Annotated in this window: 23 protein-coding genes; 11 read left to right on the top strand and 12 right to left on the bottom strand. The window is 72.0% G+C overall.

The annotated features are described in order from the left end of the window. Positions 1–70: 70 nt before the first annotated feature. The 3 genes from IE260_RS12190 to IE260_RS12180 are packed head-to-tail and all read right to left on the bottom strand — an operon-like array spanning position 71 to position 3,439. Positions 71–820: a succinate dehydrogenase/fumarate reductase iron-sulfur subunit gene (locus IE260_RS12190; RefSeq protein ID WP_189870855.1), complete on the bottom strand. Its 750-nt coding sequence runs from the start codon at positions 818–820 to the stop codon at positions 71–73. Beyond that, the gene (locus IE260_RS12185; RefSeq protein ID WP_189870853.1) at positions 817–2,766 is read right to left on the bottom strand and encodes a fumarate reductase/succinate dehydrogenase flavoprotein subunit; all 1,950 of its coding nucleotides are present in this window, start codon (positions 2,764–2,766) and stop codon (positions 817–819) included. The genes IE260_RS12190 and IE260_RS12185 overlap by 4 nt, the downstream gene beginning before the upstream one ends. A gap of 1 nt (position 2,767) precedes the next feature. After that, positions 2,768–3,439: a succinate dehydrogenase gene (locus IE260_RS12180; protein ID WP_189871004.1), complete on the bottom strand. Its 672-nt coding sequence runs from the start codon at positions 3,437–3,439 to the stop codon at positions 2,768–2,770. Between the two features lie 131 nt (positions 3,440–3,570). Between IE260_RS12180 and IE260_RS12175 the strand changes: the two genes are divergently transcribed. Next, on the top strand, positions 3,571–4,455 hold the full coding sequence (locus tag IE260_RS12175) for a LysR family transcriptional regulator (protein ID WP_189870851.1): 885 nt from the start codon (positions 3,571–3,573) through the stop codon (positions 4,453–4,455). 330 nt (positions 4,456–4,785) lie between these two features. After that, complete coding sequence (locus IE260_RS12170) at positions 4,786–5,106, top strand: hypothetical protein (protein ID WP_229880666.1); 321 nt, start codon at positions 4,786–4,788, stop codon at positions 5,104–5,106. A gap of 28 nt (positions 5,107–5,134) precedes the next feature. On the opposite strand, the gene IE260_RS12165 is transcribed toward IE260_RS12170, so the two are convergent. The 3 genes from IE260_RS12165 to IE260_RS12155 all read right to left on the bottom strand — a co-directional run bounded on the left by IE260_RS12165 (position 5,135) and on the right by IE260_RS12155 (position 9,335). Continuing rightward, entirely contained in the window at positions 5,135–7,279 is a 2,145-nt protein-coding gene (locus IE260_RS12165) for a putative bifunctional diguanylate cyclase/phosphodiesterase (protein WP_189870849.1), read from the bottom strand. After that, positions 7,276–8,088 carry an SAM-dependent methyltransferase gene (locus IE260_RS12160; RefSeq protein WP_189870848.1) on the bottom strand — a complete coding sequence of 271 codons (813 nt, stop codon included), beginning with the start codon at positions 8,086–8,088 and terminating at the stop codon, positions 7,276–7,278. Before IE260_RS12160 ends, IE260_RS12165 begins: the two co-directional genes overlap by 4 nt. A gap of 299 nt (positions 8,089–8,387) precedes the next feature. Next, complete coding sequence (locus IE260_RS12155) at positions 8,388–9,335, bottom strand: SCO0930 family lipoprotein (RefSeq protein ID WP_189870846.1); 948 nt, start codon at positions 9,333–9,335, stop codon at positions 8,388–8,390. 787 nt (positions 9,336–10,122) lie between these two features. Between IE260_RS12155 and IE260_RS42570 the strand changes: the two genes are divergently transcribed. Both IE260_RS42570 and IE260_RS12145 read left to right on the top strand, forming a co-directional pair. After that, complete coding sequence (locus tag IE260_RS42570; protein WP_268254921.1) at positions 10,123–10,254, top strand: hypothetical protein; 132 nt, start codon at positions 10,123–10,125, stop codon at positions 10,252–10,254. 16 nt (positions 10,255–10,270) lie between these two features. Next, a complete protein-coding gene (locus tag IE260_RS12145) occupies positions 10,271–11,035 on the top strand; it encodes a bestrophin-like domain (protein ID WP_189870844.1) in 765 nt (254 codons plus the stop codon). A 122-nt stretch (positions 11,036–11,157) separates the two neighbouring features. Here the strand turns inward: IE260_RS12145 and IE260_RS41630 are convergent, their stop codons facing one another. Then, positions 11,158–11,583 carry a hypothetical protein gene (locus tag IE260_RS41630; protein ID WP_229880698.1) on the bottom strand — a complete coding sequence of 142 codons (426 nt, stop codon included), beginning with the start codon at positions 11,581–11,583 and terminating at the stop codon, positions 11,158–11,160. A 658-nt stretch (positions 11,584–12,241) separates the two neighbouring features. On the opposite strand from IE260_RS41630, the gene IE260_RS12135 reads away from it, so the two are divergent. Further along, positions 12,242–12,910 (top strand): class F sortase, encoded by a 669-nt coding sequence (locus IE260_RS12135; RefSeq protein WP_189870840.1) that lies wholly within the window; start codon positions 12,242–12,244, stop codon positions 12,908–12,910. A 40-nt stretch (positions 12,911–12,950) separates the two neighbouring features. On the opposite strand, the gene IE260_RS12130 is transcribed toward IE260_RS12135, so the two are convergent. Then, the gene (locus IE260_RS12130; RefSeq protein ID WP_189870838.1) at positions 12,951–13,787 is read right to left on the bottom strand and encodes a polysaccharide deacetylase family protein; all 837 of its coding nucleotides are present in this window, start codon (positions 13,785–13,787) and stop codon (positions 12,951–12,953) included. Positions 13,788–13,941: 154 nt separating this feature from the next. On the opposite strand from IE260_RS12130, the gene IE260_RS12125 reads away from it, so the two are divergent. Beyond that, positions 13,942–14,412 (top strand): universal stress protein, encoded by a 471-nt coding sequence (locus IE260_RS12125; protein WP_189870836.1) that lies wholly within the window; start codon positions 13,942–13,944, stop codon positions 14,410–14,412. A gap of 102 nt (positions 14,413–14,514) precedes the next feature. After that, entirely contained in the window at positions 14,515–15,930 is a 1,416-nt protein-coding gene (locus tag IE260_RS12120) for an amino acid permease (protein WP_189870834.1), read from the top strand. A 6-nt stretch (positions 15,931–15,936) separates the two neighbouring features. Here IE260_RS12120 and IE260_RS12115 read toward each other — a convergent pair whose 3' ends face one another. Then, positions 15,937–16,752: an alpha/beta fold hydrolase gene (locus tag IE260_RS12115; protein WP_189870832.1), complete on the bottom strand. Its 816-nt coding sequence runs from the start codon at positions 16,750–16,752 to the stop codon at positions 15,937–15,939. A 58-nt stretch (positions 16,753–16,810) separates the two neighbouring features. On the opposite strand from IE260_RS12115, the gene IE260_RS12110 reads away from it, so the two are divergent. Further along, a complete protein-coding gene (locus IE260_RS12110) occupies positions 16,811–17,284 on the top strand; it encodes a MarR family winged helix-turn-helix transcriptional regulator (RefSeq protein ID WP_189870830.1) in 474 nt (157 codons plus the stop codon). Position 17,285: 1 nt separating this feature from the next. Here the strand turns inward: IE260_RS12110 and IE260_RS12105 are convergent, their stop codons facing one another. Next, positions 17,286–18,437 (bottom strand): CapA family protein, encoded by a 1,152-nt coding sequence (locus IE260_RS12105; RefSeq protein WP_189870828.1) that lies wholly within the window; start codon positions 18,435–18,437, stop codon positions 17,286–17,288. A gap of 228 nt (positions 18,438–18,665) precedes the next feature. Here IE260_RS12105 and IE260_RS12100 point away from each other — a divergent pair, with 228 nt between their 5' ends. From IE260_RS12100 to IE260_RS12090, 3 genes are all read left to right on the top strand, one after another. Continuing rightward, a complete protein-coding gene (locus tag IE260_RS12100) occupies positions 18,666–19,211 on the top strand; it encodes a sigma-70 family RNA polymerase sigma factor (RefSeq protein ID WP_189870826.1) in 546 nt (181 codons plus the stop codon). 142 nt (positions 19,212–19,353) lie between these two features. Further along, the gene (locus IE260_RS12095) at positions 19,354–19,878 is read left to right on the top strand and encodes a hypothetical protein (protein WP_189870824.1); all 525 of its coding nucleotides are present in this window, start codon (positions 19,354–19,356) and stop codon (positions 19,876–19,878) included. A 196-nt stretch (positions 19,879–20,074) separates the two neighbouring features. Then, positions 20,075–20,725, top strand: coding sequence for a zf-HC2 domain-containing protein (locus IE260_RS12090; RefSeq protein WP_189870823.1), 651 nt, complete (start codon positions 20,075–20,077; stop codon positions 20,723–20,725). Between the two features lie 4 nt (positions 20,726–20,729). On the opposite strand, the gene IE260_RS12085 is transcribed toward IE260_RS12090, so the two are convergent. Together IE260_RS12085 and IE260_RS12080 are read right to left on the bottom strand one after the other, a co-directional pair. Beyond that, positions 20,730–21,548 carry a SigB/SigF/SigG family RNA polymerase sigma factor gene (locus tag IE260_RS12085; RefSeq protein WP_189870821.1) on the bottom strand — a complete coding sequence of 273 codons (819 nt, stop codon included), beginning with the start codon at positions 21,546–21,548 and terminating at the stop codon, positions 20,730–20,732. A gap of 134 nt (positions 21,549–21,682) precedes the next feature. After that, a complete protein-coding gene (locus tag IE260_RS12080) occupies positions 21,683–22,546 on the bottom strand; it encodes an Fpg/Nei family DNA glycosylase (RefSeq protein ID WP_189870819.1) in 864 nt (287 codons plus the stop codon). Positions 22,547–22,586: the final 40 nt, after the last annotated feature.

Raw genomic sequence — 22,586 nt, 5'->3', positions numbered from 1 at the left:
CACCTCTCCCGGCCCCGTCCGTCCGCACCTGTCGGCGAACGTTCAGTGCAGCGCCCTGCGCGAGACGGCGCTACCGCTTGGACACCTTGCGGGTGGCCCGCAGCCACTCCTTGTTCATGCTGGTGATGGACATGAGCGGAATGCCCTTGGGGCACGCCGTCGCGCACTCGCCGGTGAGGGTGCAGCCGCCGAAGCCCTCCTCGTCCATCTGCGCCACCATGTCCAGCACCCGCGACTCGCGCTCGGGCGCGCCCTGCGGCAGGACGTTGAGGTGGTTGACCTTGGCGGAGGTGAACAGCATCGCCGCACCGTTCGGGCAGGCCGCCACGCAGGCGCCGCAGCCGATGCACTCGGCGTGCTCGAAGGCGAAGTCGGCGTCCGGCTTCGGCACCGGGGTGGCGTGCGCCTCCGGCGCGGCACCCGTGGGCGCGGTGATGTAACCGCCGGCCTGGATGATCCGGTCGAAGGCGGAGCGGTCGACGACCAGGTCCTTCACGACCGGGAAGGCGGAGGCCCGCCACGGCTCGATGTCGATCGTGTCGCCGTCCTTGAAGGACCGCATGTGGAGCTGGCAGGTGGTGGTGCGCTCGGGGCCGTGGGCGTCGCCGTTGATGACCAGCGAGCAGGCGCCGCAGATGCCCTCGCGGCAGTCGTGGTCGAAGGCGACCGGGTCCTCGCCCTTGAGGATGAGCCCCTCGTTGAGGGTGTCGAGCATTTCCAGGAAGGACATGTCGGGCGAGATGCCGTCCACCTCGTACGTGGACATGGCGCCGTCGGCGTCGGCGTTCTTCTGCCGCCAGACGCGCAGGGTGAGCTTCATGCGTAGCTCCGCTGAGTGGGGTGGACGTACTCGAAGACCAGGTCTTCCTTGTGCAGGGTGGGGGCCTCGCCCGTGCCCGTGAACTCCCAGGCGGCGGCGTAGCCGAACTCGTCGTCCTTGCGGGCCGCCTCGCCGTCGGGGGTCTGGGACTCCTCGCGGAAGTGGCCGCCGCAGGACTCGGACCGGTGCAGCGCGTCGAGGCACATCAGCTCGGCGAGCTCCAGGTAGTCGACGATGCGGTTGGCCTTCTCCAGGGACTGGTTGAACTCCTCGCCGGTGCCGGGGACCTTGATCCGCCGCCAGAACTCCTCGCGGATCTGCGGGATCCGCTCCAGCGCCTTGCGCAGGCCGGAGTCGGTGCGGGCCATGCCGCAGAACTCCCACATCAGCTCGCCGAGCTCGCGGTGGAAGGAGTCCGGGGTGCGGTCGCCGTCCACGGACAGCAGCAGGTTCAGCCGGTCCTCGGTCTCGGCCAGCACCTCCTGGACCACCGGGTGGTCGTCACCCACCTCGTCCTTGTGCGGGTTGCGGGCGAGGTAGTCGTTGATCGTGGCCGGCAGGACGAAGTAGCCGTCGGCCAGGCCCTGCATCAGCGCGGAGGCGCCGAGCCGGTTGGCGCCGTGGTCGGAGAAGTTGGCCTCGCCGATGGCGAACAGGCCGGGGACGGTGGTCTGCAGGTCGTAGTCGACCCACAGGCCGCCCATCGTGTAGTGCACGGCGGGGTAGATGCGCATCGGCACCTCGTACGGATCCTCGTCGGTGATCCGCTGGTACATGTCGAAGAGGTTGCCGTACTTGGCCTCGACCGCCTTGCGGCCCATGCGCTTGATGGCGTCGGCGAAGTCCAGGTAGACGCCCTGGCCGCCGGGCCCGACGCCGCGGCCCTCGTCGCAGACGTTCTTCGCCGCCCGGGAGGCGATGTCACGGGGGACGAGGTTGCCGAAGGACGGGTAGATGCGCTCCAGGTAGTAGTCGCGCTCGTCCTCGGGGATCCTGTTCGGCGGCCGGTCGTCGCCCTTGGCCTTGGGCACCCAGATCCGGCCGTCGTTGCGCAGCGACTCGCTCATCAGCGTCAGCTTGGACTGGTGGTCGCCGGTGCGCGGGATGCAGGTGGGGTGGATCTGGGTGAAGCAGGGGTTGGCGAAGTAGGCGCCGCGCCGGTGCGCCCGCCAGATCGCGGTCGCGTTGGAGTTCATGGCGTTCGTCGACAGGTAGAAGACGTTGCCGTAACCGCCGCTCGCCAGGACGACGGCGTCCGCGAAGTAGGTGGAGATCTTCCCGGTGATCAGGTCGCGGGCGACGATGCCGCGCGCCCGCCCGTCGACGACGATCACGTCGAGCATCTCGGTGCGCGGGTGCATCTCGATGTTGCCGGCCGCGATCTGCCGGGACAGCGCCTGGTAGGCGCCGAGCAGGAGCTGCTGACCCGTCTGGCCGCGGGCGTAGAAGGTGCGGGAGACCTGGACGCCACCGAAGGAGCGGGTGTCGAGCAGGCCGCCGTACTCGCGGGCGAAGGGGACGCCCTGCGCCACGCACTGGTCGATGATCTCCACGGAGATCTGCGCCAGGCGGTGCACGTTGGACTCGCGGGCCCGGAAGTCGCCGCCCTTGACGGTGTCGTAGAACAGGCGGTGGACGGAGTCGCCGTCGTTGCGGTAGTTCTTGGCCGCGTTGATGCCGCCCTGCGCGGCGATCGAGTGGGCGCGGCGGGGTGAGTCCTGGTAGCAGAACTGCACGACGTGGTAGCCCTGTTCGGCGAGCGTGGCACCGGCGGAGCCGCCCGCGAGACCGGTGCCCACGACGATCACCGTGTGCTTGCGCCGGTTGGCGGGGTTGACCAGCTTGGCCTCGAAGCGGCGCTTGTCCCAGCGCTCGTTGATCGGGCCGGCGGGGGCCTTGGTGTCGACGACCGGCTCACCGGTCGTGTAGTCGGCGTAGGTAGTCATGTCAGCTCACCACTCCGGTCATGACGCCCACGGGTACGGCGATGAAGCCCACCGTGAGCAGCAGCGCGAGGACGTTGGCGACGGTCTTCAGGGCGCGGTCGCGGGTGCGGCTGCCGGCGCCGAGGGTCTGGGCGGCGCTCCAGAAGCCGTGCCGGATGTGCAGGCCGAGGGCGAGCATCGCGACGATGTAGATGACGTTGCCGTACCAGGTGGAGAAGGTGTCCAGGATGTTCTGGTAGGGCTTGCCCGTCTCGAAGCCGCCCGGGTGCACGGTGCCGGTGGTCAGGTCCAGGATGTGCCAGACGATGAAGAGACCGAGGATGATCCCGCCCCACCGCATGGTGCGCGTCGCGTAGCTCGCCCGGGGCTTCTTGTGGACGTACTTGCTGGGCCGGGCCTTGATGTCGCGGCGGCTGAGCTGGTACGCGGACGTGGCGTGCGCGACGACGGCGACGACCAGCACGACGCGGATCACCCAGAGCGTCCACTCGTAGTGCATGAAGGGTTCGCCGACGGTGCGCAGCCAATGGGCGTAGTGGTTGAACTCGCCCGCGCCGAAGAAGATCTTCAGGTTCCCGATCATGTGGGCGACCAGGTAGAGCAGCATGACGAGACCGCTGACCGCCATCACTGTCTTCTTGCCGACGGTCGAGTCCCACACGGTGCGCGCCATGGACGGCCGTCGGTCCGTCCGCGTTGCCAGAGCCATGTCACAGGACGTTACGGGGGGAAGAGCCCATCGGTCCAAGACATGGTCTGCCTTGTTTCCATAGGAGCTGACTATCGACGGCGTATGCTTGCAGGATGCAGTTCCAGCAGCTCCAGTACTTCGTGGCGGTCGCCGAGACCAGGCACTTCACCCGGGCCGCGGAGGCCGTCCACGTGGCGCAGCCGTCCCTGTCCCAGCAGATCAAGGCTCTGGAGCGGGAGCTCGGCGCGGACCTGTTCCTGCGGGCCCGCGGCAACATCACGCTGACGGACGCCGGGGAGGCCCTGCTGCCGCTGGCCCGGCGCATCCTGGCCGACGCGGACACCGCGCGGCACGAGGTGCTGGAGCTGGTGCAGCTGCGGCGCGGCCGGGTCCGGCTGGGCGCCACCCCGAGTCTGTGCACCGGCCTGCTGCCCGACGTGCTGCGCGCCTTCCACGACCGCTACCCCGGCATCCAGCTGCTGATCGAGGAGGGCGGCTCCCACGACCTCGTGCGGGGACTCGCGCGCGGTGCGCTCGACCTCGCCCTGGTCGTGCTCCCTCTGCCGACCGCGTCTCCGGCGCTGACCACCGTGGAGCTGCTGCGCGAGGACCTGGTGGTGGTGTCGTCCCCGGAGGCGCCCCGGCCGGGCGGCGGGCGGCGGGCGGTACGCATCGCCGACCTGGAGGGCGAGCGGCTGGTGATGTTCCGGCACGGCTACGACCTGCGTGAGCTGACCGTGGCGGCGTGCCGCGCGGAGGGCTTCGAACCGGATCTCGCCGTGGAGGGCGGGGAGATGGACGCGGTGCTGGGGTTCGTGCGGGCGGGGCTGGGCATGGCGGTCGTGCCCCGCATGGTGGCCGCGCGGTCGGGCCGCGGCCTGCGGGTGACACCGCTGGCCCGGCCCGGACTGCACCGCACCATCGCGCTCGCCCACCGCAGCGACGTGGCTCCGCCGCGGGCGGCCCGGGAGCTGCAGCGGATGCTGCTGGAGCGGTGAGCGGCCGCCGTGCCGGGGCTGCCCGCGCATCCCCGTCGTCCGCCGGAGGAGCGCGCCCCTGCGGCGTCCTGCAGCGTGATCGGGTCCCCCGCGCGAAGCCGTTCGGGAGTGGGGTGGCTCCGTAAGCGATCCGGCGAACGCGAAGCGATCCGGCGAACGCGGCTGGGGGTCCCCGCGCCGTCGAGGCAGCGGGGGAAGTGCGTGCCAGGCGTCGCGGGGCGGGCGGGAATGTGCCGGCAGGGCCGAGGGGACGGGAACGAACCGCCGGCGCCGCGACACGACCCGGAAATGCACCGCGTTCGGCGGGCTCTTCCCGCGTACCCTCGCGCTGTGAGCGACGAGCAGTATCTGCGGTACGAGGACGACGTGAAGGTGCTGGCGGCGATCGGCGCCCGGGTCGCGGCACAGACCGACCGGGTCACCGTCCGTCTGCCCGGGGCCCTGGCGGAGGCCGCCGTGGCCGCGTGGCAGCGCGACGAGAACGTCGAGCCCGGCCCGGAGAGCCCCGGGCGGTACGCGCTGCGTGACGCTGCCGCGGAACTGGCGCTCATCGGACTGGCGATCACGGAGCGCGGCCGCCGGGAGGGCGAGGAGGTCGTGGTCGACCTCGATGTCGCCTCCGCCGGTGCCGCCGTGCGCGCCGCGGAGTAGTCCGCCGGTCGCCGCCGGGCCGGCCGGGTCAGCCCGAGGCGTCCACCAGCGCCAGCTCGTGCAGCCGGTCCGGCGGGCCGGGACGGGCGTAGTACCAGCCCTGGGCGGTGTCGCAGCCCAGTATGCGCAGCTGCTCGGCCTGGGCTCCGGTCTCCACGCCCTCCACCGTGACCGCGAGATCCAGGCTGTGGGCCAGGGAGACGATGCCCTCGACGATCTTGAGGTCCACAGGGTCGGCCGGGAACTGCTGCATGCTCTGGGTGAAGGAGCGGTCCAGCTTCAGGACGCTCACCGGCAGCCGGCGCAGGTTTGCCAGGTTGGAGTAGCCGGTGCCGAAATCGTCCAGGGCGATGTCGACACCCATCTCGGCCAGGCGGCGCAACGGCTTCAGCAGATCGTCGTCGGCGCCGATCAGCGCCGACTCCGTCACCTCCAGGCACAGCGCGTCGGGGGCGACACCCGCCCGCTCCAGGATGTCGACGGTGTCCTGCACCAGGCCGGGGTGGTTGAGCTGGCAGGGCGAGAGATTGACGTTGATGCGCAGCGGCCCCGCGGCGTCCGCGCCGCCGTGGCGCTCCCGCCACTCGCGGGCCTGGCGCACCGACTGCTCCAGCACCCAGCGGCCCAGCGGCACGATGAGCCCCGTGTGCTCGGCGAGCGGGATGAACCGGTCCGGTCCGAGCACCCCGTGCTGCGGGTGCAGCCACCGCACCAGTGCCTCGGCTCCGCGCACGGTGCCGTCGCCGAGCCGGACCAGCGGCTGGTACTCGATGAAGAACTCGCCCCTCTCCAGGGCGGCCGGCAGCGCGGTCGTCAGCCCGTGCCGGGTGATGACGCGGGCGTCGGCCTCCGGGTCGGCCAGCTCGAACCGGTTGCCGCCCGCCGACTTGGCCCGGTACATGGTGATGTCGGCGCTGCGCAGCACCTCCGCCGGGCTGCGCTCCCCCGCCGGGCCCTCCACGATCCCGATGCTGCCCCGGACGGTCAGCTCCCGGCCGTCGATGCTGATCGGGGCGAGCAGGGCGTTCATGATGCGCCCGGCCAGCTCGTCGACCTCGTGCGCGGTGTCCGGGCCGGTGGTGAGCGCCACGAACTCGTCGCCGCCGAGCCGGGCGACCATCTCGCCGGGCGCGGTGGCGCACGCCTGCAGCCTGTCGGCGACCTCGACGAGCAGCCGGTCGCCGGCCGCGTGACCGAGGCTGTCGTTGACGGTCTTGAAACCGTCGAGGTCGAGGTAGCACAGGCCGAAGCGCTGGCCCGGACCCGCGCTCAGTGCCTTCTCCAGGCGTTCGAAGAAGAAGCTGCGGTTGGGCAGGCCGGTCAGGGCGTCGTGCGTGGCCTCGTAGCGCAGCCGCAGATTGAGCAGGCGGCGCTCGGTGGTGTCCTCCATGAGGGCCAGCTGGTAGCGCGGGGCGCCGTCGGCGTCGCGCAGCAGAGAGACCGTCAGATTGGTCCACAGGACCGTGCCGTCGGGCCGGTAGAAGGCCTTCTCCACGTGGTAGTGCTCGCGCTGGCCGCGCACCAGCTCCTCGTAGAGCCGCCAGGTCTGCGGCGCGTCGTCGGGGTGGGTCCACTCCTTGGCGTTGCGGCTGCGCAGTTTCTGGTCGGTCAGGCCGAACATGCGTGTCAGTGCCCCGTTGACCTGCAGCACGTTGCCGTCCAGGTCGGCGATGCCGATGCCTATGGCGGCGCCTTCGAAGACCGCGCGGAAGCGCGCCTCGCTGGCGTGCAGCGCCTGGGCGACCACGCCCTGCGCCTTCAGGGCGGCCTGGGCGATGGCCTCCTGCTCGGCCAGGGTGCGCTCCCGCAGCGCCTGCGCGAACCCGGCCGCCATGGCGTGCTGCAGCCGTGCCGAGCGCGCCCGCAGGTGCTCCGGGTCGCCGTCGTGGCCGCAGTAGAGCACCAGGTAGGCGTCGACGCAGTCCAGCGTCCGGCTGAGCGCCTCGGGGTCGGTGCAGTGGGCGCCGACGAGCGCGGCGCCGACCGCCTTGGCCTCCTCCTGGTCGAAGGCCCGGGCCCGCAGCGCCTCGCTCAGCCGCCGGGCCAGCGGCAGCAGTTGCCCCTCGAACTCGGGCCGGGTCGACGACGTCGAGGTCACCGGGAACACCGCCCGGCTCCAGATCGTGGCGAACCGACGCAGTCTGTCCTCCGGCCCGTCCGGCTCAGCCATCACGCGGTACGCCCCACGCCCGCGAAACCGGAGAACGCGTAGGGGTCCTCGTCCTCCGGCGCCGTCTCGGGCCGCCAGCGCGGCATCGGCACCAAGCCGGGTTCCACCATGTCGTACCCCTCGAAGAACCGCGCGATCTCGTCGCGCGAGCGCATGATCAGCGGATTGCGAATGTCCTTGTACACGTCCACCGCACCCCCGGCCCGTTCGGCGGGCAGCGGGATTCCCTCGTACGAGGCATGCGTGAGGACGATCAGGCTGCCGGGCGCGAGCGCGTCGCGCAGTTCGGCCACCGCCCCGTACGGGTCGTCCGCGTCTTCCACGAAGTGCAGTATGGCAACGAGAAGGAGGGCAACCGGCCGATTCACGTCGATCAGCCGCTCCACCTGGGGGCTGGAGAGGATCTCCCGGGGCTTGAGGAGGTCCGCGTTCACGACGTCCGCGTCGGCGTTGTCCTCCAGGACCGCCTGGCTGTGCGCGACCGCCACCGGGTCGTGGTCGACGTACACCACGCGTGCGCCGGGCCGGACCGCCTGGGCCACCTCGTGGACGTTGCCGAAGGTGGGGATGCCGGAGCCGATGTCCAGGAACTGGGTGATGCCCTCACCGGCCGCGAAGCGCACCGCGCGGCGCATGAAGGCCCGGTTCGCCTGCATGATCTTCGGCAGCCCCGGCATGAACTCCAGGGCCTTGCGGGCCGCTTCCCGGTCGACCTCGAAGTTGTGCGAACCGCCCAGGTAGAAGTCGTAGATCCGGGACACGCTCGGCACCGAGATGTCGATGCTCCGTGGAGCCCAGGCGGGACGCTCCATCTATCTCTCCATGGCATAGGCGATCCGGTGTTCGAGCCGAGGCTACTGATCGCCCGCCAATGGAGCGAGCCCAAACGGAAATTGACCATCCGTTCCCGGTCACTGCCTGCGGCACGTGCCGCTCGCCCAGGCGGCGACGAAGCACCCGAAACGGGTCCGTCCCCTCCGCCTGGGTGCGGAGGGGACGGACCCGTGGTCGCGCGCCGCGGGGTTCGTACGGCACTCTCGCTCGCCCTCGTCCCTCCCTTCGCGTGCGGTGGTGCCCGTCCGGGCGAGGCGAAACCCTGGGGAGGGGGTTTCTACTTCTCCGGCGCGCCGACCGGCTTTCCGTCGGGTGCGACGGCGTACCAGGTGCCGCCGACGCCCTGACCGTTGGTGTCGCCGGGCTTCTTGTCACCGGCGAAGGTGTAGATGGGCCAGCAGTCGACCGTCTGCTGCTTGGCGCCGTCGGAGCGGGTGAAGCTCATCAGGCCCTTCTTCTCCACGCCCTTGGTGTCGGCCGCGGCGACGGGGGCCACGGCCGGCCACTTCTCCAGGCAGGCGCCGTTGCACGCCGACACCGGCTCGGGCCACGCCTCGTCCTTCATGAAGCGGTAGACGGTCATGCCGTTCTTGTCGACGACGATCTCGCCGAGCTCCGGGTCGTCGCGCGTGGACAGACCGGGCAGGTCGGCGGCCTTCGCCTTCTTGCCGTCCGGGGCGAGCGCATACCACTTGCCGCCCACACCCTGGCCCTTGACGTCCCCGGCGGCGGTGTCCTTGGCGTAGCGGTACGCCGGCCAGCCGCCGATGGTCAGCTGCTTGGTGCCGTCGGCCCGGGTGACCTCTCCGAGCAGGGCCTTGTCGATGCCCTCGCCGGCGATGGCGTCGTCCGCGGCCACGGGCGGCCAGGCGGTGGCGCAGTCCCCGTCGCACGTCGTCTTGGGCGGCTGGGCCGTGTCCTGGTCGAAGCGGTACAGGGTGCGGCCCGAGCCGTCGGTCACCAGCTCGCCGAGTTCGGCGTCCTCGGAGACGGACAGCTTGCCCGCGGAGGCGGGCGGACTCGCCGCCTGCTGCCCGTCGTTCGTGCCGGTACCGAGCCCGTCACCGGCCCCGGCACCGATGCTGCCGACGTCGCCGGGCGCGGCCGTCGCACCCACGTTCTGGCTGTTCGCGGCGCTGCCGCCGTCCTGACCGCACGCCGTCGTCAGCGCCAGCACCGCCGCAGCGCTCGCCACGAGTGAGGCGCTCCGCCAGGAGGTCTTCATCGTCGATTCCCCGATCGTCACAAGGTGTTGCGGCGCCCTGCTGCGCCGCCGCACGACACTGGGTACGCAGCGGGGCGCGGGTTGTGTTCAACCGGGGACCGGATTTCTTTCCGGAGCCGGTCGGGCGCGGCGGGGGCCGTCGCGGCGCGGCGCGGGATCCGGCGCGCCATGTCCTCGTACGCCTGCTCCTCGTACGCGAGTGCGGGATCGCGGAGAGGAACGTGCCGGCCGATCAAACCGCCGGTCGACGACTGTCCCTCCTTCGGGGCAATCCCCCGGCACTCGGGTGTGGCCCGGCGTGCCAGGCTTCATGATCTCCGTCGTGCATGCACCCGAACCGACCCGATCCGCCTTCGCCGGGCGGGTGTTGGCCCTGGTGACGCTGGCGTTGACGCTCGTCGGCGCACCGGCCGGCGCGGCACGGGCCGACGCCTGTGCGTACGCCTCGACCGGCCCGGGCGGGACCGAGGCCGTGGCGGTCGCCGGGAGTGACTCCTGGCCGACCTTCCCGCCGTGCCCGAAGCCCACGCCCACGCCGACACCGACTCCGACGCCCCCTCCGCCCGAGCCCACGCCTCCACCGCCCGAGCCCACGCCCACCCCGAAACCCGAGCCGCCGCCTCCCCCGCCCTCGCGGCCCGCACCGGCCCGGCCCACACCGACACCGACGCCGACGCCGACACCCACACCGACACCCACGCCGAGGCCCACGCCGGCATCGGTCCGGCCCCCGGCTCCCGCGCCCGCGCCGTCGGCCACCCCCACGCCCCGTCCGTCGCTGACCCCGGTGCACTACCCCCGGTACCGCGCCGACCGGCCGCACCGGCGGCCCACCCGCGGCGCCCCGTCGCCGCTCGTCTTCGTCCTGCTCATCACGGCACCCGCGGTGGTCGCCGTCGCCGCGCTCCGCCCGCGCTGATTCCTGGAGGCTCCTCTTGCCGGAATGGCTTGTTCTCACCCTCGCGATGCTCGCCGCCTGCGCCGTGGTGGTCGTCGTCACCGTCGTACGGCACCGGACGGCGTCCGACGACGAGGACATCACCGAGACCCCGGACGTCATCGAGTACATGACGATGTGGATCGGCGTGGTGTACGCCATCGTCCTGGGTCTGGCCATCGCGGGAGTCTGGGAGGCGCGCAGCGCCGCCCAGGACCACGTGCAGGCGGAGGCGGTGGCCCTGCACGAGATCTCGGAACGCGTCCGGGTCTATCCGCCCGAGGTGCGTGACCGGATCCGGGACGATGTCAACGCCTATGTCGGACACGTCGTGACCACCGAATGGAAGGCCATGGCCGACCACGGCCGGGTCACCGAACGCGGCACCGAGCTGCTCGACCGCGTCCGTGCCGACGTCACCGACTACGAACCGAGGACGGACTTCGAGGCGCAGGCCTACCAGCCGCTCGTCGACCAGGTGACGGCGGCGGACCAGGCCCGCAGTGCCCGGGCGGAGTCGACCGGGGCGACGATGCCGGGGGTGGTGTGGTTCGGGCTCATCGCCGGAGGCGTCGTCACCGTCGGCATGGTCTTCGCGCTGCAGATCCGCCGCACGGCGCGTGAACTGGTGCTCGCCGGGATGTTCTCCGCGCTGATCGCCTTCCTGCTCTTCCTGATCTGGGACTTCGACGCGCCCTACAGCCGCGGCGTCGCGGCGTCGACGGGGCCGTTCCTGAGCCTCTTCCCGGGCGTCCAGGGCTGACACGCGTCCTCGGTCGCCCACCGCGGCGCCCGGCACCGGAGTTGCTCGACGGGGTTCCCCCGGACCTTCGAAGGTCCGGGGGAGCCCCTTCGGCATGTGCTGCGGGGTCGTTGGGACGGAGGTCACGTCCGCCGTTCGGCCCGGCGGCGCATCCAGAACAGCCCGCCGCCGCCGACGGCCGAGGCGACGAGTCCGCCGCCGATGGCGATGTCGGCCGCGGTCGCACCGCCGGTTCTGCTTCCGCCGACACCGCCGCGGACACCGCCGAGGACGGTGAAGGCAGCCGGGCGGGTCAGCCTTCTGCCCGAGCAGCCGACCGTGATGTCGTACGAACCCGGCCGGGCGGTGCTGTTGACGGTGGCGGTGCCCCTCGATGTCTGGTTGGCGCTGCTGACCGGGGTCAGGCGGGCGGTCCCGAAGGCCCGCGAGGTCATCGTGCCGCCCTCCGGGCAACCGTCGACCGTGACGGTCAGCCGACCGCCGGCGGCGATCACGCTGGGCAGGGCGACGATGTTGCTCGGGATCCCGTGACCGCCGTTGCCTCCGATGCCGTTGCCGCCGTCGTCGCCTCCGAAGCCGTTGTCGCCGCCGTCGCCGTTCCCTCCGAAGCCGTTGTCGCCGCCGTCGCCTCCGAAACCGTCGTCGTTCCCGTCTCCTCCGAAGCCACCGTCGTCGCCGCCGAAGCCGTCGTTGTCGTTGCCCCCGAAGCCGTCGTTGGCACCGACTCCGCCGACTCCGCCCCCGGCACCGCCGTCGGTCCCCGGCAGGGCGACGGTGCCGCTCGGCACATCCCCCGCGAAGGCCGTGGGGGCGGCGAGCCCGAGAACGGCGACCGCAGCGCATGCGGCCGCCAGGGCACGAGAGTTACGCATGTGATCCTCCGCTGAAGACGCCCCGGGACCCAATGCCCGGTCGATCGGCGAGAAAGCGTCTTCCATACAAGACCCTCAGTCGCCTTGCCCGGGGCCGCATGTCGGGAATGGTCCGTCCTGGTGAGCGCACCTGCCCGGCCGGACCGCGCGAGCACGGATCACCGCAGGTCACACACTGTCGATAAGGTTCCCGCACAGGGATTCCCGAATGGCGTACCGAAGGTCCGGGGGACCACCCGTTCGCCTCTCTCCCGTCGCGGTGCGGTCGCGCGGCGCTTAGCGTGCCCGTATGCGCGAGTGACACGGCGACGGCCGTGCCGAGAGGGGATGGTGGATGTCTGCGTCCGGGCTGGCGGAAGAGGAGGAGCCGCGGAGGAGGCGCGCGCCCTGGGGCGTGATAGCGCTGGTCCTGCTGACCGGCCTCGCGCTGATCCGCAACGGTTCGGGGGAGTTCGACGTGGGCCCGCCGCAGCCCGCGTCGGCGGCCGCCGCCTCCGACACTCGTGCGCCCGGCGCCACGCCTCCCGCCGGGGGTCTCGCGCCTCTGCCCTACTCGGTCCCCGACCGGGTCAGGATCCCCGCGATCCAGGTCGACGCGCCGGTCACGGCGGTCGGTCTGGACGCCGACGGCTGGGTCGACGCGCCGCCGCCCGAGGACGCGAATCTGGCGGGCTGGTTCACCGGCGGCGTCACGCCGGGCGAGAAGGGCACCGCGGTCGTGGTCGGTCACGTCGACAACGACCAGGGCCCCGCCGTGTTCTACGGACTCGGAGCCCTGAAGAAGGGCGACAAGGTCGAGATCACCCGCCAGGACGGGAGGACCGCGGTGTTCGAGATCTACGGCGTCGAGGTGTTCGAGAAGGACGGCTTCCCCGGCGACCGGGTCTACGCCTCCAAGGGCAGCCCCGAACTGCGGGTCATCACCTGCGGCGGCGGCTTCACCGAGGAGAACGGCTACGAGGGCAACGTCGTCGCGTTCGCCCGCCTGGCCGGAACCCGCTGAGCGTTCCGAGCCTGGCGGGCCCGGGCCGGGCGGGCGTCGGTCAGGCGTGCCACCGCCGGGGGACGGTGATGTGGTAGCCGGCGTCCAGCAGCTGCGGCAGGTAGGAGCGCAGGGCGCGGACGCTCTGGGAGCGGTTGCCCCCGGCGTCGTGGGAGAGCACCACGACGCCGGGACCGGCTCCGTCGTCGACCCGCTCGACGATGGTGCCGGTGCCGGGCGTGGTCCAGTCGAGGGTGTCGACGGTCCAGGCGAGCGGCTCCATGCCGAGTTCCGCGCCCACCTGGAAGGCCGCGCGGTTCCACGCTCCGTACGGCGCGCGGAACCACCTGGGCCGCTCTCCCCAGCCCTCCTCGATGACATCGCTGGTGCGTTCCATCTCGGAGCGGATCCGGCGCCGGGTGAGCCGGGTCAGCAGGGGGTGGGACCAGGTGTGGTTGCCGACCTCGTGGCCCTCGTCGGCCATCCGGGCCAGCAGGTCCTGGTTGCCGACGGTCATCTCCCCGCACACGAAGAACATCGCGCGGACCTCGTACTTCGCCAGCGTGTCCAGGATGTCCGGGGTGTAGCGGGGGTCGGGTCCGTCGTCGAAGGTCAGCACCATGACGCGGCCTCGTCCCGTCAGGCGCAGCAGCGGCTCGCGGCGTACCGGGGTCCGGCCGGGCCCGGTACGCGGCGCGCCGTGGCCGGTCAGGGGCTGGAGGCGGTAGGCGGAGGGCTTGAGCGGGCGGTGCGCCTGGGCGCCCGGGCCGGGGGCGGCTGGACGGACCGGCCCCTCCCCCTGGCCCGCCGCGAGCACTCCGGCGGTGCCCGCCGCCCCCACAGCGACGGCACCGGCGATCAGGGCGCGGCGCCGCGTGAGCAACTGATCCGTCTTCATGACTCATCAGTCGCCCGGCGTGGGACCGGCGCTCCTGAGCAACACCGGGGCGGCGGTACGAATCCACTCGCGCGGCCCAGTGATCACTTCGCCGGGGGTGTGACCGGAGGGACGCGGGAGGGCCGGACGCGCGGGTTCCGATAGCCTCACCGGCGTGACGGAACAGCAGCACTCGCACCCCCATCGGTTCGAGCGGGGCACGGACGGGCCGAAGGTCATCGTGGTCGGGGTGGACGGCTCCGACTCCTCGCTCCGCGCGGCGGCCTACGCCGGTGGGCTGGCCAGGCGGCAGCGGGCCCTGCTCGCCGTGGTGTACGTGCAGCCCGTGATGGCGGCGGGGGCTGCTCTCGGCGCGCCGGTGGTGGAGACGACCGACGAGATCGCCGAGGACCTGGTGGCGCAGATCCGTGCCGCGGCCGAGCGGGCGAAGGGGATATTCGAGGTGCGCTGGGAGTTCCACACGTTCCGCGGCGATCCCTACAACGGCCTGGTGACGGCGGCCGACCAGCTGAAGGCGGACGCGGTGGTCGTGGGCGCCTCCGAGCAGGCCGGGCACCGGATCGTGGGTTCCGTCGCGGTCCGGCTGGTGAAGGCGGGGCGCTGGCCTGTGACGGTGGTGCCGTAACGCCCGTCGGCGCGGTGTGTGCGTCGTGCCTTCCGTCGGGGACGCGCGTGAGCCATCATGATCCACCGTCAGCCGTTTGCCGATCACAAAGAGGTGAGGCGCATGGCCGGGCTCCGCATGGGCGAGGGCATTCTCCGTCGCAAACCCATCGAGCACATCGAGGAGACGGAGGTCGGTGAGGGCCCCCGGCTGGAACGGTCGCTGGGCCTGTGGCAGCTGACCGCGATCGGCGTGGGCGGCATCATCGGGGCGGGCATCTTCACCCTGGCGGGCACGGTCGCCAACGGCACGGCCGGTCCCGCGGTCCTGGTGTCCTTCCTGATCGCCGGTTTGGCGAGCGCGGCGGCGGCGCTGTCGTACGCCGAGTTCGCCGGGCTGATCCCCAAGGCGGGCTCCGCGTACACCTACGGCTACGCGGTGCTCGGCGAGCTGGCGGGCTGGTTCATCGGCTGGGACCTGCTGCTGGAGTACACGGCGATCGTGGCGGTGGTCGCCATCGGCATCTCGGGCTACTTCAGCTTCCTGCTCGGCGAGACGGGTGCCGAACTGCCGGCCTGGATGCTGGGCGCGCCCGGCACCGGCGACGGGCACCGGGTCGACCTGTTCGCGGCGGTGCTGTGCCTGCTCATCGCGTACCTGCTGAACCTCGGCATCAAGAACGCGGCCCGCTTCGAGATGGTGGTCGTCGTACTGAAGGTGCTGGTGGTGCTGTTGGTGATCGCCGTCGGTTTCTTCCACATCGACACCGCGAACTACAACCCGTTCTTCCCGTACGGGATCGGCGGGGCGTTCACCGGCGCGGCCACGGTGTTCTTCGCGGTCTTCGGCTACGACGCCATGTCGACGGCGGCCGAGGAGTCCAAGGACGCCCAGCGGCACATGCCGAAGGCGATCATCTACTCGCTGGCGATCTCGATGGTGCTGTACGTGCTGGCCTGCCTGGTCCTGACCGGCATGCAGAACTACAAGGACATCGACCCGGAGAGCGGCTTCTCGACGGCGTTCAAGTCGGTGGGGCTCAGCGGCCTGGCCGACGTCATCGCGGTGGGCGCCATCATCGGCATCCTCACCGTGATGTTCACGTTCATGCTGGGTGTCACGCGGGTGTGGTTCAGCATGAGCCGGGACGGGCTGCTGCCCAGGTGGTTCGCCAAGACGCACCCGACGCGGCACGTGCCGACCCGGGTCACCTGGATCGTCGGGTTCGCGTCGGCCGCCATCGCCGGGTTCCTGCCGATCGGCGAGGCGGCCGAACTGACCAACATCGGCATCCTGCTCGCGTTCGTGGTGGTGTGCGCGGCGGTGATCGTGCTGCGCTACCGGCAGCCGGACCTGCCGCGCACCTTCCGCACGCCGTGGATGCCGTTCGTGCCGGCGCTGGGGATCGTCTTCTCGATCTGGCTGATCACGTTCCTGCAGTGGCAGACGTGGGCGCGGTTCGCCGTGTGGTTCGCGGTCGGCCTGGTCGTCTACTTCGGCTACTCCTACCGGCGTTCGGCGCTGGCCCGGGGCCGGTAGGGGCCGTCACAGGGTACGGAGGAAGTCGAGCACGATCTTGTTGAACTCCTCCGGCCTCTCCAGGTTCGTGTAGTGACCGACGCCGTCGACGGTCACGGACCGGCCGTCGCGCACGGTGCGGACGAGCAGTTCGGCCGCGCCGGTCAGGTCGTCCGGTTCGAGCGATCCGTTGACGGCGAGGACCGGCACGTCGATCTCCGGGACCCGGGACCACGTGTCGGTCATCGGCACGTGCAGCTGGGGCTCGCCGGGGCTGTGCTTGGACATGGTGTGGAGGGCCATCTCGCGCAGGCGGCGCAGGATGCGGGGGTCGATGTCGGCCTCCGTGCGGCCGGGGCCGGGCACCACGCGGAGGAACGCGGCGAGCCAGCCGTCGAGGTCGCCGGCCGCCAGGGTGCGGGCGTACTCGGCCCGGATGTCCCGGTACCAGGGATCGGTGTACTCGAAGTCGCTGGCCGCCGCGCCGCAGGCGACCACCGCCCGGACCAGTTCCGGGTACTCCAGGGCCGTGTCGGTGGCGATCGCGCCGCCCATCGACAGACCGACGAGCACGGCGGGGCCGGCGTCGAGGTGCCGCAGCAGCCCGGCGAGGTCGTCCGCCCAGCGGAACGGCTCGGTGGCGTTGGCAGAGAAGCCGTGGCCGCGCACGTCCGGGGCGATCACGCGGTGGTGGGCGGCCAGGGCCGGGATCTGGGCGTCGTACAGGCGGTGGTCGACGAACCCGGAGTGGAGCAGCACCACGAGGTCACCGGCCCCGGTGTCGCGATAGGCGAGGTCCCCGTCGGACGAGGCGAAGAAACGCAGATCCGGAGAAGCAGTCATGACAACCAAGGTGTCATCTTGTTCCCAGGCTTGGCAACCCAGGTGTCATGATGGGTGGGTGACCACTACCGACGCACCCCTCTCGCCGGACGAGCTCGGCCGGCGCCTCACCGAGGTCTACGACCTGGTCGGCCCCCTCTACCGGCGCGCCCAGCGCAGCGTGGAGCAGGGCCTGACCGGCGACAGCCTGTCCGTCGGCGTGCGCGCCGTGCTGACCCTGCTGCACCGCAACGGGCCGATGACCGTGCCGCAGATGGGCCGCGCACAGGCCATCAGCCGCCAGTTCGTGCAGCGCATGGTCAACGACGCCGCGGCCGACGGCCTGGTCGAGAGCACGGCGAACCCCGCGCACCGGCGCTCGTCGCTGATCCGGCTCACCGCAGCGGGCCGGGCGACGATCAGCGCCGTCCTGGAGCGGGAGCACCTGCTGCTCCGAGAGGTCGCCGGGGATCTCACGGACGCCGACGTGACGACGTGCCTGCGGGTGCTCGGGGCCATGCTGACGGCCCTCGACCACGTGGACGTCGCCTGACCTACTTCCCCATCACCAGGCCGTCCTGAGCCGCGCCCCGACTCAGCACCACGGCCCGGATGCGGTCGCGCACACCGAGCACATCGGCACCCTGGTCGAGCGCCCGGCCGAGGTTCACCACCCGGCCCGCGTCCAGGTCGTACAGCTGGGGGACGAATTCGGCCCTCGTCACGCGCCAGCGTCCGCCGGACCGCTCGGGCGGGGCGAAGGTGAAGCGGCCGATCGTCGACTGGTTGCCGCGCGGATCGCGGGCGCCCCGGGCGTCGGTCCTCTCGCCCGCGATCTGGTCGCCCAGCCCGTAGACCACCCAGGTGCCGTTGACCTTCTCGTACGCCTGCGGCACATGGGCGTGGGTGCCGAGGATCAGATCGATGTCCGGCCGGTCGCCGGTGGCCGCGGCGGTGAGCCGGCCGGCCAGCGCCAGTTGCATCTTGTCGGGCTTCTCCTGCCCTTCCGTGCCCCAGTGCAGCGACACGACGACGACCTCCGCACCGGCCTTCCGGGCGGCCCGGGCGTCCGCGAGGATCTTCTTCTCGTCGATGAGGTCCACCGCCCAGGGCTGCCCCAGCGGCAGGGGGTTGCCGTTGGTGCCGTGGGTGTAGGAGAGGTGGGCGACCTGGACGGCGGGGGCCGCGTTCAGGATGGCGGCCGTGCGCCCCTCGGCCGCGACCCGCGCCGTTCCGGCGTGCCGCATCCCGGACCGGTCGAGGGTGTCCAGGGTGCGGTGGATACCGTCGACGCCGTCGTCGAGGCTGTGGTCGGAGGCGGTGGAGCAGCCGTCGTAGCCGGTGACGGCCAGCCCGTGGGCCACCTCCGGCGGGGACTTGAAGAGGGGGTCGCCGGCGTAGTCCCCGTCCGCGCCGATCACCGTCTCCAGGTGGCACAGGGCGAGGTCGGCGCGCGAGACGACGGGCTCGGCCCCGGCGAGCATGGGGCGGAAGTCGTAGCCCGTGCCTCCCCCGTCGAAGAGCGCCCGGTCGAGGACCGAGGCGTGCGGCAGCACGCCCCCGGAGGCGACCAGCGTGAAGGCGCCGGTGCCCGCCGGGGCCGGGGCCGGGCGCGCCGACGGCTCGTGGTCGCGGGCCTGGCAGGCCGCGCCCGCGGTGAGAAGGACGGTCAGGGCCAGGGCCACTTGCCGACTGCGTGTGATCATCCGTTCACTCCGCTGTGGTCGCACACACGGGAAAGTCGCATTTACACATGAACAGGAAAGGAGTTGCACCCGGCCAAGGCCGACTCCGACACGCCCATTAGCCCGTCCGGCGTCCCGCAACGGCCGCGGCGACCGTTCGTCGAACCGTTCGTCGACGCGATCGACCGTCCGTCGCACATCCGTGCGCGCGCCCTGTCCGCGAGCGGCGCCCTGCGATGCCATACGGCCATGACGGCCGGAACCACCCTTCCCCACGGGACGACCGCCGAGCACGAGCTCGCCGCCCTGCAGCGCGAGCACGGCCGGCCGCTCTTCGCGCTGCTGCTGCGGCTGAGCGACGGCGACCGGCAGCGCGCCGAGGACCTGGTGCAGGAGACCCTGGTGCGCGCCTGGCAGCACCCCGAGGCCCTGCGCGCCGACGACTTCGACTCCGTACGGCCCTGGCTGCTCACGGTCGGCAGACGGCTCGCGATCGACGCGCGCCGGGCCCGGCAGGCACGGCCCGCGGAGGTCGGCGACGCGGTGCTGGAGAACGCGCGCGTCTGCGCGGACCACGCCGAACGGGCGGCCGCGACCCTCGACGTGCGCGAGGCTGTGAAGACACTCACTCCGGAACACCGTGAAGTACTGGTGCTCGTGTACTTCCAGGGGGCGAGTGTGGCGGAAGCGGCGGCGACCCTGGGAATCCCGCCCGGTACGGTGAAGTCCCGCGCGTACTACGCGCTGCGCGCCCTGCGCCGGGTTCTGCCGGGTTACGCCGCCGACCTGCGGTGAAACCGACGGCCGAGTCAAACCTCCGTAAAGCGCCTTGCCGTGGACCCCGGTTGAGTAATCGGCTGTCCTCATCCGTGTTCCGGACGGGGGCCCACGAACCCGGGTCGGGCGACGCGCACGCACCGGAGGAAGGCAGGAAGGGATGCTGCACAGAGGTCAAGAGAGCACGGACGGCACCGGTGGCGGTGAACTGACCGTCCCCATGGCGTGGTTCTACGCCGAGTACATCGCCGACGAACTGCTGCGCACCGGCGATCTGATGCCGCCGACGTCGTTCGAGTTCCGCGCCGGACGGGACGCGCTGGCGCTGACCGTGTTCCTGTCCGACACCGAGGGCGAGCTCTGCGGCATCCGGGTCGTCACCCGGCTGGAGACCTGGCTGTCCCTGACGGCCTACGACCAGCCGTGGCACGAGTGGGTGCGCGAGCGCTTCGCCGAGATCGACGCCCTGGCCGCCGCTGATCCTGCCGACGCCCTGCGATCGCCCGACCTGGAGCTGGCCCGGGCGGCCTGGCGGTGGCTCCAGGAGACCGAACTGCTCGCCCCCGACCTCGACGCGGTGCCGGGCGGCACGTCCGGGGCCGACGAGGACGAGGGGCCGAAGGTGTGGACGCCGGCCTGGCAGCTCGGCCTGCCACTGGGCCACCTCGCCATCCACCTCTTCTAGCCACGGCCTTCGGCGGGACACCGGGGGTTCGACCGGGGCGGGAGAACTTTCTTCCGCACGGACCAATCCGCGGGCCGGGCCGCTCCGAATCCCTTGGTTGCGATTCTGCGCGTGACTTGAGTGATTCGACTCTCCGGTGCGTACGGGTGGGAGCAAGGAGTGACCCCGCACCCACCCAACGGCACGAGGATTCGGCATGAGGTCCCTGGAGAGGCATCGCGACGTCGGCGCCTACGCGCTCGGCGTGCTGGACGAGGCGGATGCCTTCCGCTTCGAGGACCACCTCATGGAGTGCCCCCGCTGTGCGGCACAGGTGACCGAGTTCGGCCCCACCACCCGGCAGCTGATGCTGTACCGGCGGGCGACCCCGCGTCCGGTGCATCCCCTGGCCGCGCCCGGACCGAGGCTGCTGGACCGCCTGCTGTCCGAGGTCGCGTCCCGGCACCGGGCCGGGCGCAGGCGCCTGCTGTACGCCGTGGCCGCCGCGGTCGTCCTCGCCGTGGCCGGGCCCGGTGCCGCGCTCCTCGCCGTGCAGGGCGACCCGACGGCGCCGATCACCGCGACCGACGAGCGGTCGGGGGTGTGGGCGCAGGTCACGGCCGAGGACGAGGCCTGGGGAAGCGAGGTCGAGCTCAGGGTCAAGGACGGGGCGGGTCCGCGCCCCTGCCGGCTGATCGCCGTCGGCCACGACGGGACGGAGCAGACGGTCACCAGCTGGAGCGTGCCCCGGCGCGACGCGCGGCCGAACACCATGCGCGGCGGCGCCGCCCTGCACCCGGAGGAGATCGCCCGCTACGAGGTGCGCACGACGGACGGGGAGCGCCTGGTGACGCTCCCCGCCGGCTGAGCGGTCACCGCGGGTCGAGCGTCTCCCGGCGGATCCGGGCGCAGGTCTGGCTGAGCAGCCGGGACACGTGCATCTGGGAGATGCCCATGCGTTCCGCGATGCGGCTCTGCGACCAGTCCTCGAAGAAGCGCAGGTAGAGGATGGCCCGTTCGCGGGAGGGCAGCCGGCGCACCGACTCCTTGACGCTCTCCCGGTCGACCACGAGCTCGAAGGAGTGGTCCGTCTCCCCCAGTACGTCCGCCAGAGGCGGCCCCTCGGCCTCCGCGCCGCCGTCCCCTCCCGCCGCGTCGAGGGACAGGGCGCGGTAGCTTTCCAGGGCCTCCATGCCGTCGCGGACCTCCTCCTCGGAGAGTCCGGTGTGCCGGGCCAGGTCGGCGGCGGTGGGACGGGGGCTGCCGGGGACGAGGGTCAGTTCCACGTAGGCCGCTCGGACCCGGTTGCGCAGTTCCTGGACCCGGCGCGGCACCCGCACGCCCCAGGTGCGGTCGCGGAAGTGCCGTCGTATCTCGCCCCTGATGGTGGGTATCGCGAAGGGTTCGAACGGCCCCCGGTCGGGATCGAACCGGCGGATCGCCTTGAGCAGCCCCAGGGCGGCGACCTGGCGCAGGTCCTCGGGGCTCTCGCCCCGGTCGCGGAAGCGCGCGGCGAGCCGGTGGGCCATCGGCAGCCAGGCCCGCATCAGCTCCTCCTGCAGCCGTTCCTTCACGGGCCCGTCGTCCAGGGCGGCGAAGCGGTGGAAGGCCGCGGTGACGGCAACCGGCGCGGCCGGGTGGGGCGCCTGGTCGGCGGAGGGGCACGGGCGGGCGACGACATCGGTCGGCATACTGCTGGATCCTCGCTGTGGGCTCGGTCACGTAGCTTCTCCGACCTTCTGTGCCCATCCGACCCCCGCGACCATTCGGGACCTTTGTCCCTTTTATTCGCAGGGTGGCCACTTGAGTGGTTCGTGCGGGATTCCTACTTGAGCAACCGCGACATCCTCCGGTCCGCCAGCGGCTTGCCGCCCGTCTGGCAGGTCGGGCAGTACTGGAGCGAGGAGTCGCTGAAGGAGACCTCGCGGATGGTGTCACCGCACACCGGGCACGGCTCGCCGGTGCGGCCGTGCACGCGCAGCCCGCTCTTCTTCTCCGCCTTCAGCCGGCCCGCGGCCAGGCCCCGGGACCGCTCGACCGCCTCGGTGAGCGTGACGCGCAGGGCCGCGTACAGCCGAGCGGTCTCCTCCGGGGTGAGCGACGAGGCCAGTTTGAACGGGGACATCTTCGCCGCGTGCAGGATCTCGTCGCTGTAGGCGTTCCCCACCCCAGCGATCAGGGACTGGTCCCGCAGGGCTCCCTTGAGCTGCCGCCGCTCGCCGGCCAGGAGCGCGGTGAAGCACGCCTCGTCGAAGTCGTCGGCGAGCGGGTCCGGGCCGAGCCGGGCGACGCCCGGCACCTCCAGCGGGTCGCGCACCACGTACACCGCGAGCCGCTTCTGCGTGCCCGCCTCCGTGAGGTCGAAGCCGGCGCCGGTCTCCAGCGCGACGCGTAGGGCCAGCGGGCCCTTGCCGGGGCGGGGCGCGCCGTCGGGCAGGCTGTCCCTCCACTGCAGCCAGCCCGCGCGCGCCAGATGGGTCACCAGATGCGGGCCGTCCGCGGTCTCGACGTCGAGGAACTTGCCGTACCGGTGCACGGCGGCGACCTGATGGCCCTCCAGGGCCGCGAGCGGCGGGTCGTACGTCTTCAGCACGCTGATCGCCACGGGCAGCACCCGTACGATCTCGTGGCCGACGAGGTGCTCGGTCAGGAAGTCCCTGAGCGCCTCGACCTCGGGCAGTTCGGGCATAGGTCAAGGGTGCCACCCGGCACCGGGGCCGCCATCCGGG

It is taken from the genome of Streptomyces viridiviolaceus (genome assembly GCF_014650995.1).
In the GTDB taxonomy this organism is placed as follows: Bacteria; Actinomycetota; Actinomycetes; order Streptomycetales; family Streptomycetaceae; genus Streptomyces; species Streptomyces viridiviolaceus.
Note: the sequence above shows the minus strand (reverse complement) of the source record. Positions and strands in the feature narration are given on the sequence as shown.

Excerpts from the sequence above, each read along its gene's own strand:
- IE260_RS12190 (WP_189870855.1), bottom strand. The coding sequence starts at position 820 with ATGAAGCTCACCCTGCGCGTCTGGCGGCAGAAGAACGCCGACGCCGAC.
- IE260_RS12185 (WP_189870853.1), bottom strand. The coding sequence starts at position 2,766 with ATGACTACCTACGCCGACTACACGACCGGTGAGCCGGTCGTCGACACC.
- IE260_RS12180 (WP_189871004.1), bottom strand. The coding sequence starts at position 3,439 with ATGGCGCGCACCGTGTGGGACTCGACCGTCGGCAAGAAGACAGTGATG.
- IE260_RS12175 (WP_189870851.1), top strand. The coding sequence starts at position 3,571 with ATGCAGTTCCAGCAGCTCCAGTACTTCGTGGCGGTCGCCGAGACCAGG.
- IE260_RS12160 (WP_189870848.1), bottom strand. The coding sequence starts at position 8,088 with ATGGAGCGTCCCGCCTGGGCTCCACGGAGCATCGACATCTCGGTGCCG.
- IE260_RS12155 (WP_189870846.1), bottom strand. The coding sequence starts at position 9,335 with ATGAAGACCTCCTGGCGGAGCGCCTCACTCGTGGCGAGCGCTGCGGCG.
- IE260_RS12135 (WP_189870840.1), top strand. The coding sequence starts at position 12,242 with ATGTCTGCGTCCGGGCTGGCGGAAGAGGAGGAGCCGCGGAGGAGGCGC.
- IE260_RS12130 (WP_189870838.1), bottom strand. The coding sequence starts at position 13,787 with ATGAAGACGGATCAGTTGCTCACGCGGCGCCGCGCCCTGATCGCCGGT.
- IE260_RS12120 (WP_189870834.1), top strand. The coding sequence starts at position 14,515 with ATGGCCGGGCTCCGCATGGGCGAGGGCATTCTCCGTCGCAAACCCATC.
- IE260_RS12115 (WP_189870832.1), bottom strand. The coding sequence starts at position 16,752 with ATGACTGCTTCTCCGGATCTGCGTTTCTTCGCCTCGTCCGACGGGGAC.
- IE260_RS12105 (WP_189870828.1), bottom strand. The coding sequence starts at position 18,437 with ATGATCACACGCAGTCGGCAAGTGGCCCTGGCCCTGACCGTCCTTCTC.
- IE260_RS12100 (WP_189870826.1), top strand. The coding sequence starts at position 18,666 with ATGACGGCCGGAACCACCCTTCCCCACGGGACGACCGCCGAGCACGAG.
- IE260_RS12095 (WP_189870824.1), top strand. The coding sequence starts at position 19,354 with ATGCTGCACAGAGGTCAAGAGAGCACGGACGGCACCGGTGGCGGTGAA.
- IE260_RS12090 (WP_189870823.1), top strand. The coding sequence starts at position 20,075 with ATGAGGTCCCTGGAGAGGCATCGCGACGTCGGCGCCTACGCGCTCGGC.
- IE260_RS12085 (WP_189870821.1), bottom strand. The coding sequence starts at position 21,548 with ATGCCGACCGATGTCGTCGCCCGCCCGTGCCCCTCCGCCGACCAGGCG.
- IE260_RS12080 (WP_189870819.1), bottom strand. The coding sequence starts at position 22,546 with ATGCCCGAACTGCCCGAGGTCGAGGCGCTCAGGGACTTCCTGACCGAG.